This is a genomic window from Exiguobacterium sp. RIT341 (assembly GCF_000632205.1).
Classification (GTDB): Bacteria; Bacillota; Bacilli; order Exiguobacteriales; family Exiguobacteriaceae; genus Exiguobacterium_A.
Genome location: NZ_JFYW01000012.1, coordinates 35971 through 54374, shown reverse-complemented (window position 1 = coordinate 54374; position 18404 = coordinate 35971). Strand labels below are relative to the sequence as shown.

15 protein-coding genes are annotated in these 18404 nt (G+C 40.1%); 7 read left to right on the top strand and 8 right to left on the bottom strand.

Annotation, left to right across the window (positions count from 1 at the left end):
- Positions 1 to 59: 59 nt before the first annotated feature.
- Positions 60 to 749, bottom strand: a complete 690-nt coding sequence (locus BW42_RS15000; protein ID WP_035412933.1) for a hypothetical protein — start codon at positions 747 to 749, stop codon at positions 60 to 62.
- A gap of 651 nt (positions 750 to 1400) precedes the next feature.
- On the opposite strand from BW42_RS15000, the gene BW42_RS16365 reads away from it, so the two are divergent.
- The 3 genes from BW42_RS16365 to BW42_RS14990 all read left to right on the top strand — a co-directional run bounded on the left by BW42_RS16365 (position 1401) and on the right by BW42_RS14990 (position 2451).
- Positions 1401 to 1565 carry a hypothetical protein gene (locus BW42_RS16365; protein ID WP_155960221.1) on the top strand — a complete coding sequence of 55 codons (165 nt, stop codon included), beginning with the start codon at positions 1401 to 1403 and terminating at the stop codon, positions 1563 to 1565.
- Positions 1566 to 1570: 5 nt separating this feature from the next.
- A complete protein-coding gene (locus BW42_RS14995) occupies positions 1571 to 1843 on the top strand; it encodes a hypothetical protein (protein WP_035412924.1) in 273 nt (90 codons plus the stop codon).
- 80 nt (positions 1844 to 1923) lie between these two features.
- A complete protein-coding gene (locus BW42_RS14990) occupies positions 1924 to 2451 on the top strand; it encodes a hypothetical protein (protein ID WP_035412921.1) in 528 nt (175 codons plus the stop codon).
- A 177-nt stretch (positions 2452 to 2628) separates the two neighbouring features.
- On the opposite strand, the gene BW42_RS14985 is transcribed toward BW42_RS14990, so the two are convergent.
- The 3 genes from BW42_RS14985 to BW42_RS14975 form a co-directional block, all read right to left on the bottom strand.
- Positions 2629 to 3528, bottom strand: coding sequence for a DNA adenine methylase (locus BW42_RS14985; protein WP_035412919.1), 900 nt, complete (start codon positions 3526 to 3528; stop codon positions 2629 to 2631).
- A gap of 30 nt (positions 3529 to 3558) precedes the next feature.
- The gene (locus BW42_RS14980) at positions 3559 to 5331 is read right to left on the bottom strand and encodes an ATP-binding protein (protein ID WP_035412917.1); all 1773 of its coding nucleotides are present in this window, start codon (positions 5329 to 5331) and stop codon (positions 3559 to 3561) included.
- Positions 5332 to 5498: 167 nt separating this feature from the next.
- Positions 5499 to 6518: a tyrosine-type recombinase/integrase gene (locus BW42_RS14975; RefSeq protein WP_035412914.1), complete on the bottom strand. Its 1020-nt coding sequence runs from the start codon at positions 6516 to 6518 to the stop codon at positions 5499 to 5501.
- Between the two features lie 464 nt (positions 6519 to 6982).
- Between BW42_RS14975 and BW42_RS14970 the strand changes: the two genes are divergently transcribed.
- Together BW42_RS14970 and BW42_RS14965 are read left to right on the top strand one after the other, a co-directional pair.
- Positions 6983 to 9214 carry a hypothetical protein gene (locus BW42_RS14970; protein ID WP_035412912.1) on the top strand — a complete coding sequence of 744 codons (2232 nt, stop codon included), beginning with the start codon at positions 6983 to 6985 and terminating at the stop codon, positions 9212 to 9214.
- 13 nt (positions 9215 to 9227) lie between these two features.
- Positions 9228 to 9539, top strand: coding sequence for a hypothetical protein (locus tag BW42_RS14965; protein ID WP_035412909.1), 312 nt, complete (start codon positions 9228 to 9230; stop codon positions 9537 to 9539).
- 152 nt (positions 9540 to 9691) lie between these two features.
- On the opposite strand, the gene BW42_RS14960 is transcribed toward BW42_RS14965, so the two are convergent.
- Entirely contained in the window at positions 9692 to 11143 is a 1452-nt protein-coding gene (locus tag BW42_RS14960) for a MutH/Sau3AI family endonuclease (protein WP_035412906.1), read from the bottom strand.
- A gap of 425 nt (positions 11144 to 11568) precedes the next feature.
- Here BW42_RS14960 and BW42_RS14955 point away from each other — a divergent pair, with 425 nt between their 5' ends.
- Both BW42_RS14955 and BW42_RS14950 read left to right on the top strand, forming a co-directional pair.
- Positions 11569 to 12408, top strand: a complete 840-nt coding sequence (locus BW42_RS14955) for a hypothetical protein (protein WP_035412902.1) — start codon at positions 11569 to 11571, stop codon at positions 12406 to 12408.
- On the top strand, positions 12401 to 14050 hold the full coding sequence (locus tag BW42_RS14950; protein ID WP_035412899.1) for a hypothetical protein: 1650 nt from the start codon (positions 12401 to 12403) through the stop codon (positions 14048 to 14050). Before BW42_RS14955 ends, BW42_RS14950 begins: the two co-directional genes overlap by 8 nt.
- Positions 14051 to 14566: 516 nt before the next feature.
- Here the strand turns inward: BW42_RS14950 and BW42_RS14945 are convergent.
- The 3 genes from BW42_RS14945 to BW42_RS16360 form a co-directional block, all read right to left on the bottom strand.
- Entirely contained in the window at positions 14567 to 15550 is a 984-nt protein-coding gene (locus BW42_RS14945) for a hypothetical protein (protein ID WP_035412895.1), read from the bottom strand.
- Between the two features lie 318 nt (positions 15551 to 15868).
- Complete coding sequence (locus BW42_RS14940; RefSeq protein ID WP_035412892.1) at positions 15869 to 17485, bottom strand: hypothetical protein; 1617 nt, start codon at positions 17483 to 17485, stop codon at positions 15869 to 15871.
- A 295-nt stretch (positions 17486 to 17780) separates the two neighbouring features.
- Complete coding sequence (locus BW42_RS16360) at positions 17781 to 18293, bottom strand: type II toxin-antitoxin system HicB family antitoxin (RefSeq protein WP_155960217.1); 513 nt, start codon at positions 18291 to 18293, stop codon at positions 17781 to 17783.
- Positions 18294 to 18404 lie beyond the last annotated feature (111 nt).

Below are 18404 nucleotides of genomic sequence, written 5' to 3'. Positions count from 1 at the left end.
AAAAGTAGACAGTTTTTGTTATTTCAACTGTCTACTTTTTGGGGAGCATATCACAGCGTTTAGAATGGTTGATCTGCTACGTAATAGTTCTTTTTCTTATAGTCGTATTCAAGATAAATTGTATATCCTTTTTTGGCGTTATAATTTTTAATAACATAACTGATTGTAGATTTCTTAGTGGGAAACATATTCTTGCCTTTATCATTTAAAATTTTAAGGAAAGTTAAGTTCTCATAAGTGATGTCGCGAAACACACCTAATCCGCTTCCATACGTTATCTTATCAAGCTGGTTGATGCTCATTCCTACTTTTGGTTTTTTGTTTTTATGAAGCTTGCTTACGGTAGGTTTTTCGGCACTATAATTTTTGAATCCCACGTACAGAGTCTTTCCTTTGTGTTTCGAAAACAGACCAATACTGATTCGATAAATAAATTCTTTATCGCTTTCACGCTTATCTTCAAAAAAGCCAAATTCATAATTGATTCTGTTTTCATCTCCACCCAAATAGAGAGGATCATGTTTGAAAGTCGTAACACCGTATTCTTTCTTTAAATACTTTTTATACTTCTTGCCATATATCAGTTTGGATACTTGAGTAGCTGTCATACCAGTCTTAATCTGCTTATAAATCTCGTACTCTTTTGATGCTGCGCTTGCTGATTTTGGTAATGTTAATGTTACCGATAACAATAATATTAACGCTAATATCATTGTTAATACGTTCTTAGTAATAACATTAGTATACATAAATGTTTTTCTCCCTTACTAAAGTGTGATATAGATATGTTACCAAAAAACTATAAGTGAAATCCATATTTTGGTTGTATTTATTTAATAAGGATGTTGCTTTCAAAAGCGTTGATTATTGATTTTGTTAGATGCATTTATGCAAAATTAGTCTCCACAATATTGTGCATGTTCTCTAATACATATATAGCAGCAGGGAAACTTCGAGCAACTCATCTTCTCGAACGACTATGTACGCACCGAGCAATATTGAGTCTTCCGCGCGGACATGGCCGGACGATTCTTGAAGAACATGGAACGAAAAGCACGACTAATCCCTCTCGACAAAGGGTTCTACATCCAAAGAGTTTTACATCATCGATTACTGTCTTTCACGCGCTGGGGTCTCGAAGAGGGATTTCGGATTACCCGGAAGAGGTCGAATCATATGTATTTGATGGGGACTTCTTAAAGCTCGTTTATTTGCGTAAGGAGGGCCACACTTATCCACTCGAAGATATCGGTTTCGAGGACTTGTTCTATGAGAGCATCCTTCTACGTGTCGGCGTACTCAAGAGTCTACGCATCGGGAAGTCGAACGTATTCATCAAGGCACTCAAGAAGCCAGATGCGGACTCGTTCATGGAATAGTCGATGGGGGAGGACGGCATCTTGTCGATAGAAGGACTTCAATCGAAAGGATCAGCGCTGCTGGCCATCGAGACGACGGAGGATGATTTGATCACCATCGTGAATCGCAGTAATCATCATTATTCTAGAGAGTTCGGGAAGGTCTATTGCAGTCACGATGCATACCTGGATAGTATCTATGAGTAAGGGGGATGGTCATAAAACAAATGATGAATTATGTCTTGTCGAGTGACGGGAATAAATTCGAGCGCGGAGAGATTGAAGCAATCGTAGAGTCTGTCTATGAGATGACGGAATATGTATTCGAAAAACTAGCTCCACGTTTTGAACAAGAGTTAGAGTTCGATTTCATTGATGTATCGAATGAATGGACATTTGCTACTGAGGATTCTAGAGATAACAGATATGAAATTATTTTTACACCAGTAGATCAATACGCAGATAAATTTGGAATAGGTATTTAAATAGGAGAATAAATTTATATGTTAATTTATTCTTTTATCAATTTAAAGATGACATTAAGAGAAGGTAGGAGAAGAGTTGTATGAAAAGAAAACCTAATAAAAAGAAAGAAAAAGAATTTGATGAAATAATTAGTAATAGAATATTAATTTTTAACAAATTTAAGTACAATGTACAAAATATTAAATTAATGACTAAACAACTAGAGAATAAAGACTATAAAGAATATGTGGTTACAAAATTACCTTTAGAAATAAACTCACCGATGGAAGACGCTATCAGATATAAATTTTTTATCATCACAGAAATATTTAAAAAATTTTCAACAGCACTTTGCTATAAATATTTTAAGTTTAAGAATCCTCAGAATATGATTGTAAGATATCGAATGATGAATATGTTTATCTTTAATAATGAAAATAATAAAGTGGAGTTAATTAATTTAATATTAGATTATCGAAATATATTAGCACATACATCAGACGATGATTTTACAGACTTTTTTGATGAAGATGTTTATCATATTGATAAATATAGTGAATTTCTTCTAGATATTTTTGAGGAATATTTAAAATACATTAAAAAATCTAATAAAGTACAAGAGTTGTAAGACCTCCTCACATCATTAGTATTCTTAATCCACAATGCTACAATAATTAATTTTAGATGAAAGACAATAATTTAACTTAAGAAAATTGTCAAAACCTGCGTATACAAAAGGCCTTTAAATCAAAATAGAAATAAAGGCTTCTTGTATACTTAACTAATTAAAATAATGAATGTCCCATCAATCATAAACGGTAACGTCTAGATTCACATACTTTTTGCACGTTCTCAAGTTTTTACTGAAGTATATTAATTCTTTTGCTCTTTTTTTAGTGGCTAAACTGTAATTGAGCTTATATTCAAGACCGTATGAGTTAGAATATATTCGTTTAATCTCATCACAACAATCATAAGTAGTAATCCAACTGCATGTTAGTTTATTTGATTGAACCTTTTTCCCGAGAGATTGGTGATCTCTTGGGTTATAAAAATCAGAATACAGATTAGGACCTTTTTTATAATATGGCGGATCAAAAAAAACAAAAGTATTTTTTGGATTTTCTGACATGATTACTTTTTTTATAAAAATTTCTGCATCAAGATTATATAAGCGTATTGAATTAGAATAAGATGATATCTTTTTTATTTTAGATATTAATTTTTTTTTATTAAATCTACAATCAATTTTATCTTTAGAATTTTGTTCAATTCCTCCAATCATTCCACCTTTAATTATTCCGGATCTATTTGTTCTATTCAAGAAAAATGTTGCAAATGCTAAAGTTAACACTTGTATCTTTACTCTCTTATCAATTCTACCTTGTTTCATCTGGGTATAAATTTGTTTTTGTTTTTTCCATTCTTCTACTGTGATTTCAGTAGAGTCAATTAATCTTATGAAATCTTTAGGATAGAAAAGTATTGATTTCCATACGGACCAAATTGCTATGTCATAATCATTTATTATAATGTTGTTCACATTGCCGGAATATAATAACGAAAGCGCCAATCCCCCTCCACCAGCGAAAGGTTCAATATATGTCATCTCATTCAAATCATTATACTCAAATAATTCTACTATAAATTTTTTTAATTGCGATTTTCCTCCAGGATATCGAAATGGAGAATCAGTTGTGGGCAATTTAATTTTCACCTCTTTAAAAAATGTTTCTTAGAACTTATTTGCAATTATAGAGTGATGTAAAGCCATAAATTTTTTTTGAAACTCAGAATAGAAATCAGACAATATTTCTTTGTCTACACATGTTTCTAAGTAATATTCAATAAGATCAGTCTCATCTATAATTTTTAAGTTGTCATTATACCATTTTTTTAATCCATCACGTTTCAATTCATTATTCGATATCAATGTATCTATTTGATTAATCGCAATACTTGGATAGTAGTTAAAGTTATCAGAGTCTATACCATCCCAAAAAGTTGTATGCTTAATTTCATTCTTGGCAATCTCATTATAGATAGCCCAAATTATTGATTGTTCAGGTGAAAAATGACTAGGCAAAAACATTACGTTTTTATTTTTGGGTTCTCTTTTAGTATATTCTTTAATTATTTCTAAAGGTGTATTTATAAAATCTTCTTTTATTTGTCTTTTTTTAGAATATGAAGCATCGCCATCAAGTATAATGAGAACTTTTTTTGCAAAATAGGCGTCTTTTTCAGGTAATTTTTCTAAAGTATCGCAATTAATTTCTGATGCAATTAGTTCTGAGTTTGCATCATATTTTTTTTGAAATTCCATATCTAAAAAGTTATTGGCAAAGCCATATTTAATTACTTTCCCAAAGAAATGAGTAGCTTCATTGTCTTCAAAATATATTTTTACTTTCGGTAGAGAAAAATGAACATTTTGAAATAAATCCGACTTAATTTTTTCATAAGAATTATCTGTAGAAAATCTAGGATTAGTTTTATTTGTAAAATAGATTGTCCTGTAAAGCTCTTGGTCTTTGTTTTTCAATCTGATCATTTCTTTTACAATTGTTAGTGAATGAGAAGTAAATATGACTTGAATTTTATATTCTCTAGACTTTTTTCTGAGCAAATTTAATACCCTGAGTTGAGCATCTGGATGAAGTGATAGATCTAATTCATCGATGATTAGTATTCCTCCAGGATAGTTTTCTGAATTATGATTTATTGCAAAAGATAATAATGCATTAACAATTTTACTGATACTATCTTGTCCCACTGATAAATTTGTTATTTCGTAGTTTTTTGGTCTGACATAAAATTCTGGCTGAGATATTTCTGGTTTTTTTACTTCATAAAGTTCGTATTCATAATCTTCACTGGGATTTGGAAAAGTTCCTGGTAAAACTTCATTATATAAATTGACATAAAGATTAGCGATTTCTTGTGGATTTTTTAAGTTTTTTCTGAAATTGACTTTTTTGATATCTTCATTTGTGATTTTAGTCTCACCAAAAGGAAGAATTCTAGAAGGAGTTAGAAATATAGTTGGAATAGGGATCATTGCATCTGGGGTTACACCTGTACTTCTTTTTACTGCAGCTTGGACATCTTTTTTTTGTACACCATCTTCATCAGTTGTTCTTGGAACAATTTTTAATCTGGGAGCTTTAGGATGTGACGTTGAAAGTAATTTATAGATCTCAACATTTTTATTGCTTGAATCCTTTAACGAATGCCTAGAGATTACTTTATATTTCTTTGAATGTTCCGATGGGATAGTTATATGTTCATCCTTAGATAGAATAAAGTATTTATGAAATTCTGCATATAATCGGTTTCCATTCATTCCCACAAAGTTTTTTGTACCACTTGCTGAGGCTATCAAGCCTAATAAAGTAGTTTTTCCTAATCCATTCCCCCCAGAAATTAATGTTAATTCGCTCCCAAATGGAATGGGAGGTAAATCTTCAAAGTTTCTAAACTTGTCTATTTTCAAGCTTTTTATCATTTTTTAGTTCCCTTCATTAATTAAATAATATCTATTATATCAAAATATTTCCTAATATTTATCAAAAAATAATAATTAATGAACAAATATGCAGGTATTTGATAAACTTCATAGGAGATGTATAAGAAATTTTTTGAACGCGTCTGAAGTGATGGTTAAATACTAAGTTAATTATAAGGTAAATTAATTGTTCTTTCATTTTTTAAATCCTGTAGGTATTTATTAGTAGTGGTTATTGATTCATGTCCTGAAAGCTTCATTACCTCTATTAAAGGCGAATTGTTTGTAAGCATTTTTGTAATGAACGATCGACGGAACCAATGAGGTGTATTTCCTTCTGAACCCATTACTTTTGCAGCTTCGTGTGTTATTAATCTAAGAGTCTCATAAGTAATTGAAGAGAAAGTAGAATTAATATTGAAGCAGACATAAGGATTTAAGATGTTTTCAGAAATCAACTTTTCGTTTAAATACTTTAACAAATAATAAGTTTTTTCACTTAGAGGAATACGACGCCATTTTTCTCTTTTACCCTTTATCTCAATATAATTAAATTCTTTTGATTGATAAATCTGGTTGAATTGTAAAGACAATAGTTCAGAAGCACGCATTCCAGTCGTCAACAACAGATAGCCCATCGTCTCGTTCCGCAGCTGCAACAGCTCGCGGTTCTTTTTTTGCTTCACCGTGTGGCGGAAGGCGAGGGCGATCGCCTCCATCTCGTCGAAGTCGATCTCGCGACGGAGCGGCTCCGGCTTCATCTGGTCCTTCACCTGCAGCGACAGGTCGCGCGCATGATAATCGTTGACGTGGAGGAAGCGCAGGAAGCGCCGCAGCATGGCGTTGCGTCGCTTGACGGTCCGCGGGGCGTACTGGTCGTGGACGTCCTTCAGGTACTCGTGCAGGTTGAGGATCGTCAGCTGCTTGACGCCCTGGGTCTTCGTCACGAAGAAGCGCAGGATGTAGTCGAGGTCCTGCTTGTAGGCCCGCTTCGTGTGCGGGCTCTTCTGGCTGTAGATCGGGAACAGCTCCGTCGCCCAGAACAGCTCGAAGATCTCGAGGTCGCTCAGCGCCTCCATGTTCAGGTGGTCGTCCTCGAGCACCGCGAGCAGCCTCTCCCGGCTGTCGGCGAACGCGAGCGCCGCCGCCTCCCTGATCTCGACCTCGTTCCTCATTTCTTCCTCCATCGTCCCGTCCTCCTCCTTGTCTTGGCGTCCGACGCTTCCTCTTTCGGCCACCTTTTTTCATGATTTCCGCATAATCGGGTGTGTGTGAGTGTATTATGTCAGATTACGTCTGTTATATGTACGTAATCAACGATTATGAATCGGATATATAATGTATTACAGATAATCCATGAATACATTATAACATTCAACTACTTGTGATAACAGCTAATTATCACAAGTAGTTGGATGTATTTGATATTGGTTTACATATCACGATTATTGATTTTTTGTACTAAATGGTTACGTGGGCCAATCGTCAAGTCCTTTACGCAAAAGTCGACTCCTGAAACTCTGTGGACTGGTTTCGTTCACAAAAAAATGGTTTTCTGGAAAAACATTGACTAGATTTCCTAATTCCATATTATGTAATGGGTCGTTGTTAGGTAAGATATCACCATTACAAGGTTGGTAAGGAGACTAAAATGGAGAGAACTATAATAGGTAAGGGCATGATCACAAATGCCTCGAAGATTGGCGAGCACACCCTCATATTTAGAAAGGATAAGGTGATGATGACCGACATGGGCGGACTTTTCGTCGACGCATCTGCCACCGAACTGTCCTACAAGAAAGAATTACATCAAATCTCGATTTCACGACTGTTTACGGACAGGCTGTCCGCTACTGGCAGGACGGCTGAGGGAGAAAAACTGTTCTCATTCTCTAGTGGTATGGAATTCATGTTCAAACTTTTATCCGTGTGTGATTATTATCACGACTTCATGATGTTTTCGGACATCAGCGACGATGAAGGAGGACCGTACACCCTGATGAAGGTCGGGGAAGAGGTCTCTTTCGTGGAAGTAAGTCACGACAATGCGTCTATTCATCTTGTATCGGATCCTCATAATCGACTGGAGATTCGCCTGTCCGATGTCCAAGAGATACTAAATAACGGGAATTGTCTCAGTTATATACGAACGTCGACTAGGACTTACGAGCTCATGTGTTCTTCACAAATCAGGCAACTATTGGACCATGTACAGGAAATCATCGGACGGCTACACGAGCTCGGAAAAATGTCCGATCAAATCACCTTGAAAGGCAAAGTCGGTGAATTCTTTGCATACGTTAAAGACGAGAATCTCAGGATTTACGAGCTGAAGAGTCTTAATTTAAAGCACGCGTTCTCACTCAGGAAGCTGAAGATTTATTTGGGGTCGCATCATGTGGTCTTGAAGCATGGAGATGATATCGTGTGTGCGAGCAATCAGCATGCCAAATTACTCTGTATGCAGACTGGCGTCATTCCTACCAGGTTGTATGCACTATCTAACGCCAGGCTCATCACACATAAAAAACAGACGAAGTATAGGGAACTATTGTTATGGCGTGAAGATGATGAATGGACGATGTTCAACCCGACCAAGGAAAAATTGGTTAAAAGGGCTGGAAACCAAAAGATTCGTATGAGCAAAGAAAACCCCCGGGTCGTCATTTTGGAGGATGGGTTACTGTCTTCAGGTTCCGCTGCCGATTTTCTAGAAGCGGCAGAGACACTTAAGATTTTGATGACGACCACTGGTTATCCACTGTTTTTCGAGCGCTTGTACCCAAGTGCGATTCGTATATCGATTCCAGGAAAGATTCTGTGGGAAAGTCCTGTGAAAGCCTTCTATGATGCGAAGACTCATCAGGTTGGCGATGACGTCATAGTCCAGCTGGATGAGATGGAGGTGGAAATGCCTCTCCAGATGTACAAAGGTACCTACACGCAAAGCCTTCTTGATTTAAAGACCCCCTCACTCTCGGGTGCTTCTGTCACTGCATTGATGACATCGAGGGCACGGAACCTGAGCGATGTGCTGATGTATGAATTCTTCGGTCAATGGCAGATACTATTGGATTACATGTCGTCCTTTATGGATCAAGATGAATTTTCAGAAGAAGAAATCAAGAACTATGGTCTATTCATGTATCAAGCCATATATCAACAAAGAAAAAGAATGGAAGAAATATCGAGTAGGTTCCCTCAGTTCATGTTGATGTTATCGAATGAGATTGGAACCGGCGATAATAGTATTCATATTTACCAGAAGCAACAACGACAGTTGTTCCAATTATCTGCACAGTTGAAGTCACAGTTCATCGAACTGGAGAACTTACTCTCTCAGATAACGTACGTTCATTTTCATAACGGAGAATATCAAAAAAGAATTGAACAGGCCTATAGAGAAGGTAGTTTGAAGAAGGCGGGAGGAGCAATCGTTGCTGGAATCGGCGTCACAGTTTTGACTGGAGGAGTCGGATTGATACTCCCTGCGATGACTTTGTTCTCGGAATGGGCAAATACGAAACAAAGAAATGAACTCAATGAAATTCAAAAAGAAAAAGAGTTCCAAAAAAATGAATTCTTGTTCAAGAAAGCGTTAGATCTCATCAGACATATGGACTCCTTTACCATCAACTATCATGTCGATGTTCTTAATCAGTTCACATTCGAGAATCTACAGCTCGAAGCCCGTGAAATCATGAACCTAAATCCGGATCATGTGCAAAAACAAATCATGCTGCGACAGTCTGTCCATTTATACACTAAAACTAGCTTACCGGCCGATTTCAATCAGAAGTTGATGCCTCAGCAAATCATCACATCGATACTCGAAAAACCGTCAATGCAGAATGGAAGCATTGAATCCCTGTTCTTAAATTAAGGAGGAAAAGTAAATGTTTAAAGACCCACTCAGACCACTAGGCGCGACAATCAAAGATCCATTTCTAGATTTGGATCAAGATCATGTTCCTGATATGAATGATTCGATGTTAGACTCGAACCAAAATGGTATCGATGACAGAACGGATGCGTTCCTGGACTTAGACCACGACCATGTACCTGATGTGAACGATAACTTCATAGACATGAACCACAACGGAATCGTCGATGCGATGGACATGTCTCTCGATATCGACCATGATGGCATCTCGGATCAAATCGATTCCTTCATCGATACGAACCACAATGGCATATCAGACATCTGATGGGAGGCAACCATACGAAAACTTGCGATGAGAGCGACTGAATATAATCGGGACAGGGGAGCGGACATCGCGTCGCTCCCCTTTAGTCTTTCATCATGAGAAGTTAATCATGTAGCGATAATCTTTTTGCGTCATGCACAGAAAGATGCTAATCAGACATACTGTTCTTCGTTCAAAAGACGCGAGATTAACGTCCCCTTGATCCAGAGGTCCTGTCGATAGAGTGACAATCCATTGATGGACAAGACCTTGTCCTTGGCATCACGACCGCTCCCGCGTAGGAAGAACGGGTATTGGCGAGACTTGGGTAGGTTAGTTCGGGTACGTGGAACGTTCGTCTGCTTCGTATACCTCACCGCCCCGTTCTTGTCGAGATCAATCGTCACGAGGAGACGACCCTCTGCCATGAGATCATGTACCTCCTGCCATGTCCGGCGCATCTCGACTTCAAGCAGTTCTTCCGACAACATCAGGTGCTTGAACCCGATAAACACGTCGTCAGTCCGGCTGGCCCCAATCCGCGTCTCGAAGATGGCGAACAGAAAGTGTATCTCGCTCATCTCGGCATGAATCGCGGATTCCTCGAAACACGTCTCCTCGCCCGTTTGGACGAGGTCGATCGGGAATAGCTTCGTGTCCTCGACGTTCGCCCCTTGCTCTGTCAGACGGGTAGACTTCACGACGAGGTTGAGCTTGGAGAACAGGTCGACGTTACCGACGCGTCGCCCTTTCGCTCCGAACATGCGGACGACTATCGACTCCGTCAAGGACTTTGAGCCACTACCGCCCGTCAAGCCGAGGTCGGTCATCAGCTGGCGGACGGTCCTTCCTTTGTAATTACGTGTGAGGCGTCTGAGCTCGTCGTTGAACTCGGCCATGGTCGTGATGCTACTTGGAATCGACTCGTATTGTCGTCCCATCGACTTGTTGACGATGTTCGTGAGTACCGCTCGCTTGATCCGGAAGCGTGGTTTATGAGGCCACTTCGGGGAGGTGTCGAGGAACATCAGTCTTTCCCTGAGTGCGGAGGACAGAGTGTGATAGTACTCCTCTGGATTGTCGTGTGTGTTCTTCAATTGCTGGATGTAATCGCGGATGATCTCCCAGTCGGCCTGTAGCGTCTCGACCTCCTCTTCGTTGAAGTGATGGAAATCATATCCGACCAGCGGGAAATCCCGATAGGCGGAGGCTGGCACCGTGGTCGGTGATACATACTCATAATAGACGAGGAGCAGATGCTCCACCTTCCTCCAGAAATGAGAAGCCAGGAAAGTCTCATCCGTTATGGTAGCTGGACTGACGGCCGTGATTGTCAAAGGTTCCTTTGCCTCATAATGTACATCCGTACGTCGCTTTGGCCGACGAAGACCCGTCGTCTTGAGCTCGACCTCCACCCCGTCGACGATGATATCGGGGTCACGACTTGGATTTGAGGGGAACCCGAGCAACGACTGCTCGATGACGTCGCCTGCTATCCCTGTAATTTTTTTCGCGACCTCCGTCCGACGGAAAACATCTGCGGTGTCAATCTCACCGAGTGTCTTGCCTCTCGCAGTGTTCAGAAGTTCTTCGAGAATCGTTCTCTCAAATTCGATTCGTTGCATCTTCCTGACCTCTTTCTTTTCAAAAATGATTTTTTTGCATACCTCAAAGATTCACCCATTAGTGCTCGAAAGAGTATGGCTATCTAAATTCTGATTCCTTCACTCCAATCATGTTGCCCTGAATCGAACGAAGAAATCAAGTCAGTCCGAGCAAGAATGACGGTACTAGGAATAGTATCCTTTGACGTCACTATTGAGCCGCAGATAGATACGCCGCTTCAAATCAATCGGAAAGTTCTATCCATAGTTTCTACCCCGTAGTAGAAAAGAAAGATGATACTTAGAAAGGATTAATCGAAGGCAGGATTTTTTGTTAATAAGTTGTATATAAGTAAATTATATTAAATAATACTAGTTATAAGTAATCATTTTTGGGACCAAATGTATTTTCGTGAAAATATCTGTTTTCTAGGGAGGATAAATTGATGACGGAACATAACATGTTCATAAATCTCATCGAGCTGTCTCCCGGCGATAGACGGTGTGCTCTGGATTCAATCAGGTACATCATCGAGGAAGGATCGGGAGGAAGACATCTGGATGAGATACAAAAGAAGAGCTTTAGGATGTCTATGGATGAATACTTCAATCGTCTAGTCAATCTCATCGAAGAAACCCCCTCTCTTTGGGCACGTGTCTACGATGCGCTCGAAGAATGGTACGGGACGTTCGTCGAAGACTATCGTTCATCTTCGACAGTCGAGAAGCTTCGAGCTCGCGATGCGGAGCGACCAATACACACATGGGTACATTGCCTGATTACGGGAGGTCTACACCTCCTTAGGGAAATCCGTGGCGAGGAGAGAATCCTAGTGGACGAGAAGGAATGGGAAGAACTTAAAAAGCGGAGCAAAAAGACAGATTATACAATCATCACCTCTACGAGTCAGCCGGAAGAAGAACGACTTTCGGACAGTCTATCACGATTGTTGGAGGTGGATGAAGAGACCCGTATGAAGGCATGGTTCCTCGGTAAAAGAATAGCGATATTCTTGGCAGAAGAATTCGAGGAGAAAGATCTCGAAAGGTACATGAAGAAATACCATCTCGATAGGATCACACAGTATTCCACTCTCTCTGCAAGTCCGTTCAGTGCCAATCATGATCTCTTCATCTATATGGGTAAACGAGCGAAGCATGAATCCTTGCATAAACTGGATAGCAAGGTGTCTAGGGAGAAAATCGTACAAGTGAGCGGTCAGAACATCGATATCGTATTCGATGAAGTCATCAATCAAATGAAGGGACGGATCAACCATGAATAACATCGATGAACAGTCGGAACTCGTCAGACGAGTCGGCGGCAAGGTGATGGATATGTCAGACAGACTGGAAGGTAAGGAGAAGAAACGTTTCCTGTACCGTAAAATCAATGAGATGCTCCTTGGAGGGCCGGAATTCGTCGACGACCTCATGACGTTGAGATACATCTCGAGAAACCGGATGGCCGATCAGGAAGAGACGCTGCAGCGTAAGCTGGCAGAACATGAGAGAAATCTCTTGAGGTTGATCCGAGAAAGTCTTGACGAGCGCATCACATACAACAAGCAATTGATGGATGGCATCCAGGACACGTTGGTCCCCTACTATCACGGACGATTTCGTATGGAGCTATCCCGAGAAATCAGCTTCCTTCCACTAGGAGTGCGACTTCTCGCGTATGGTGGACTCCTGGAGAGGGAGGCCCATCCTGTCGCGAAGTATCATATTCTCGATCGTATCTCGATGACACTATATAAGAGTGGCGAAGAACGACTCGGCGAGTATTCGTTGTTCCTGCAATGCATGCTCGGTGAAAAAATCGCCCCACTCCTGTTCGGGAACAAGGACTTCGAGGCGTTGTTCCCTTATCAAATAAAGGCGAACAAAAAAGTCAGGGTATTGCGAGAGGACATCCTCGGGGCTGCGGAGCTTTCGCCGGAAATCGCCGGTCGCGAGTTCTGGTACGGGTTCAAAGGATTCAGCGACCTGAAGAACGTGAACGACATCGGTGCAGCGAAAATCTGTCTTAGGTTGTTCACGCTCTACTTCGAGAAGAACTTCTCCATCGCGAGAGACGTCGAGACACATCTCTTGAATTACTACAGAACCAAAAATCCTAACGTGGTCAGAAGGCTCTTGCAGGAAGAGCAACTCGACGAATTGACGATCAAATCTAGATATTCGGAGGGCAGAATCGGATCAGCCGACGGGCCGGAAGAGTTGGATGAGCTGGGCACACAGCGATATGAACAAAACGTGGGGCGAAGAGCGGAAGTCCAAGCTACGCTTCATCAAGAACGTATGCGAATCAATAGCCAAAGGGCACGTCTCGATGAGTCGCGCCTCGTCCTGCCTGCAACGATCAGCTCTTCCGAAGTCGGTCATTCCCTGCATGTCCTCGCGAATGTCATGACCAAGAATTCCTATACCCTCGATCAAACCGATGAGTTCATCGGGAACCTCTTGAAGGGTGTGTTGAAGTCGGGAGGATGGGAGCCTACTAGGTTGAACATCCTCTTGGGGACGATGAAGGAAGTCCGGACGATGTTATGGATGGGGAACGAGAAGGATGCGGTTAAGACGCTTCGTGTGCTGAATGAAATCATGGAGAAACCAGAGATTGATTGTGAAGGTTGGCCGGTCTGCCTAGTGATCAACGATGCTGTGAAATCTTCTTCAGAATATATGTTGATTCCTGATAGCACGACTGAGCGAAACTTGTTCGCTGGAGCTGTATTCGTACCCGTTCCGGGAACACTTCGCAACTCCCTACGAGGTCAGTCGAATACGGTCGAGATGCAAATCGTACGTCCTTTACGCATGATGACGTCTGATTGGGACAAGACCGCTCGAAATATAGGTTTCTCTGAAAAAGAAGTTAAAACATTGCATAAAGAGTTATGGAAACTTCGGGAAAACACATGATTTAAAAACAACATCTTGATTCGAATTGATGACTTCATCCCGATGAGGAGCATCTCCTGATGTTCGTCATCGGTCATGAACGTCCATCATGTCGATGTTCTTTGTTCTTTATTTTTTGGATGCGTCATCTTTTGTGTTGATGATGTGAATGAATCGTGCAGTTTATTAAAAATCAAACTTGTCATGACTAGAAGAAAAATTTCGGGATACGAAAACGATTCTGAAACAATTGGATAAATGGGTCCTGCAAGATGATTCACAACATCTCGGATTGGAATGTTCTACATGGAAGATTGCTAGCACCTATCCATTTAAATCAGAGTAAAGCAAAAAGGAGAGGGCAATCTCTCCTTTTTTATATCGTATCTTATGTGCTACTGAACAGTACTCAGCTGTTTGATCGTGATATGACTTCCTTGCCCCGACTCCACCTATGTTGCCGAAAAACCACTTCGACTTGATATCGATGATGGATTTTCGATTTAAACGTTTGTTGAAAATTAACAGTTAAACTCATCAGAACTTCTTGGTGACCAGGTGTGTACCTTTCACGAAGACGATTTCACGTTTGACTATGTCGACGCGAAGGAACCTGATGATGTAAGGGAAATCCATATTCTCCGTCTCCTTGAGTGTGAGGACGGTTTTCAATGTCCGTCCCCCGGGTGAGAAGAGTTCAATCCCACTGATACCCTCTTCGATGAATTCTGAATTAACAGGATTTAGGTCGTAAAGTTGAGATAATATGTTACTCTTTTCCTTGTTGTACAGAGTAGTGCTAGATGCGATTACATGTTGAGTGATTTTCTTGGTCTTAAAAGAGTAGAAATCGAAAACGTAGTTATCCTTTTTTGTTTTCCTCACGATGTACATGATTCCATTGTTTGATATTCGATAATTATTATACGTCCTTGACGGTATTTTATAATAACTAGGTGAATACAATTTTCTGCTACCCAAATCTAGTGATATCTTCTTCGAGGAGTTAGGATTGAACGAATAACCGTGATGCTTCTTGACGTAATACACCTGGTTGTTCGCATACCAAAAATCTTCGACATCGCTCTCGATGACCTTTCTTTGTTTTCCCTCGGATGATAAACGAATCAAATCACCTTTTTTCGTATCATTTACAGAAATGAAGTAAAGGTATTTGCCGTCAGTGGCAATCCGCGACATGCTGGAATGCATTGTATCTTTTAAATCGATTACTTTATTTTTACCTATCTTCATCTTTAAACCGTAGGTGGATGATCTGAAATCTTTACATTCTGTAAAAAAAATTGTGTCCTTGACTTTCTTGACATCAAGTATCAGCTCTTGATCTTCACCTTTATCCCTCTTTTTATCAACTGCAGATATGATTAGCTTACCATCCTTATATATACCCGCTTTGATCCCTTTTGAAGGTTCCACTTTGTAATATTCTGATGCTTGAGCCGTGGAAGTTGAGGCTAGCAGAAAAACAGCCAAGACGATGCTAGTAATTGTTTTCATCATAGTTACAATCCTCTCTTTGATAAGTGAAGAAACAGATAACTTCTAGTATGTTCATGAGTTTTGGAAACTCAACAAGTGATGGCACTATGAAGGTCGACGATATGATTTTTTATCCGGACTTATGACGAAAGAGATTAATCCCGTTTGACATTAAGTGGTTACAAAAGTAATAAAAAATTACGTAGTTCTTCATATAATGTCCATGTTCGAGTCGCTGTCTTTCTGAGATTAAAAATAAGATGAAATATCAACATTCGGATGACTTCGAGCATCATGGGTGCTCTAGGTAACAGTCATTTTCGAACAATCTGATGGCGATTAGAATAAGTGCATATAACGAGCATGCCCTTTATCGTCATAAGTCACTTGAAGGGTGTGGTTCTTCTTTATGGTGTAGAGGTTGATGCGTTTCACTTTATTTTGATCCAACGTCTTTGTTCCTCGAATAACCTTAGCGGTCAATCCATCCTCATACTTATACACCTTTTTTGGCTTGCCAAAAACGCTCGTGACCTCTTTCTCGGTTACATCGGTTCGTTTTTCCAAACTCAATGGCAATATAATCTCATCGATTGTCTTCTTCTTTCGATAAGTACCGTAGAGCCAGCTATCCTTGAAGACGCCGTTCACATACAATTCGCTATTATAATACAGCTTACCGTTCGTCCCTTTTACTTTGGAGTACGCGTCATAGATTTTAAAGGGCGCGTTCAAGAAGCTTCCCTTCTGGTCAAGTATTTTCTTTTGACTCTTTAGCCATTGCGTATTGGACGGGCGCGGGTCCTTTTTAACGGTCACATTCATGGTCGCGGTGAAATCTTCGAAGGTAGCCTTGATTGTTGCTTTTCCCGGGGACTTTGCGATGAGCTTCCCTTTTGAGAAGTAGACTACCTGTGAGTTATCTGTTCTCCAAGTGACGTTAGAAGTAATCGTGGAAGACGTTTTATCCTTTGACGTCGTGATTACGGACGGGGTCACCTCGTTTCTTTCGATGAATGAGGAGAGCTTAGGATTAATTTTCATATTAATTATTCGCTTACTAAGATTCTTCGTGTTATATACGCGGACAGCACCGTCGATGACTAGGATTTTAGACGTATCTTGGTTGAAAGCGATGCGCGCTTGGGGGAGATTGGTAAAAATCCTTTTAGAGGTTTCCATATCGTATAAACTTCCATCGCGAGTTCCTACAACTGTTCCGCTCTCATTCATGTCTATTACTTCGCTAGTCTTGAAAGGAACTAAAGATGATTCTTCAAGGTTCGTTTTATAGCGATATATGCGACCGCTATAGGTGTTGTAAATCAGTTCGTTCGAGCTTGTTAAATCATAAGAAATCATACGCTCAGTAGGTAAGATTTCGGTGACTGACTGTCCTTTGTGATCCATCACGCGAATGGAGGAGTCGTTTCCGATCGTTATGTACTGACTAGAAACCTTCAGAGTACCGTCCGTATCAATCCCACGGACAAAAGTAACCTTTTCCTTTGCTACATCATAGAAGATAAGATTATCTTCTGAAGCAATAACTAGTGTGGATGTATTAGGAAGAAATTTTGCATCTAAATAGTATTCAAATTCATATTCAACATCGTTATAGCTCAAACGATACAGGTCGACTACCTTATCTCCAAAACGATCGTGGATGGATAACACCTGACCGTATACATCCTTTTGAACCGACCAATTCTCATCTGTACTTACATCCAGTAAGTAATTCTCTGTATCATCTGTTCTCAATAATGTTCCAGTATTTAAATCGTATAGTTTGGTTCCGTCATCATCAGCATAATAAAAAGTATTACCTCGAACGATATAGTTGTAATAGACTCTATCATTGATTTGGCTTATTATCGGAAAACTGACACTTGCTGAGACGGGATGAGTGAAGTTTAGAGTGAAGAGTAGAGCAAGCCCAGCTACAACTTTTTTCATGGTCCTCATTCCTTTCGTTTTATGATATTCAGGATAAATATCCCAATCCATCTATTTTAGTCGATTAATACCATGAAGATGGTGGTTTTTAGGTTATATGGGGAACGGTTTTTCGAGAATTCGTAGTCTTTAGTTAATAAAATGACGACTTCAGCTGAACGAGAGCGAGGTCACGAGTTTGGAATAGTCCTAAAAAAACAAAGAGGCCAGTCCACCACCCTTCGTCAGAGAAAGTGGTAGGCTGGCATCTTATCAAAAACAGTTAGATTCTGAGGAATTCAATGATGAGGGGTTGTCAGACTTCGTCTTCAATATGGAGTTCATTTACAAGCTCTCTATTGAAATCACCTTTTGTCCCCTTCGGCGTCACGCTCACCTCGACGGCAACAAGGCTTTCGCCTTCTACAATCGTAATCTCTGAGACGGGGCTAGGCGAATTGAACTTGTCATTGTAGTCGATCATCACCTCTAGCATGCTCTCGAGTACTTCTTCAGCATGTTTGAAAGATCCTAATAGTGTCTCTCCTTCTCTATAAACATCCTCTAAATCAGGAAATCGGACTAAATAACCTCCATCCTCCAAGTCAGGAGTGATGACCGCGTAATATTTAAATTTTTGCATTGAAGAACTCGAAAAAAAAAGGTGTCGTCGTTCCAGCCACAGAAGATGACATGGAAGCGCAACCTCACGCCTATGAGTTTTGGGATTGCTCAGAAGGCACAGCATCCAAAGGAGGACATCGGGCACAAGGAGCAGCACAGGATAAAAACAGGTGAATTCGTCCACCTTGAAAATCCAGATCAACAAGGACAAGTTCCTAATCCTACAGTTCCGCTATTTAATATTCATCATGATCATTTGAAAATGCAGATAAACCAACATCTTAACAACCTCTAGGAATAGAATGAGAAAGGTCGT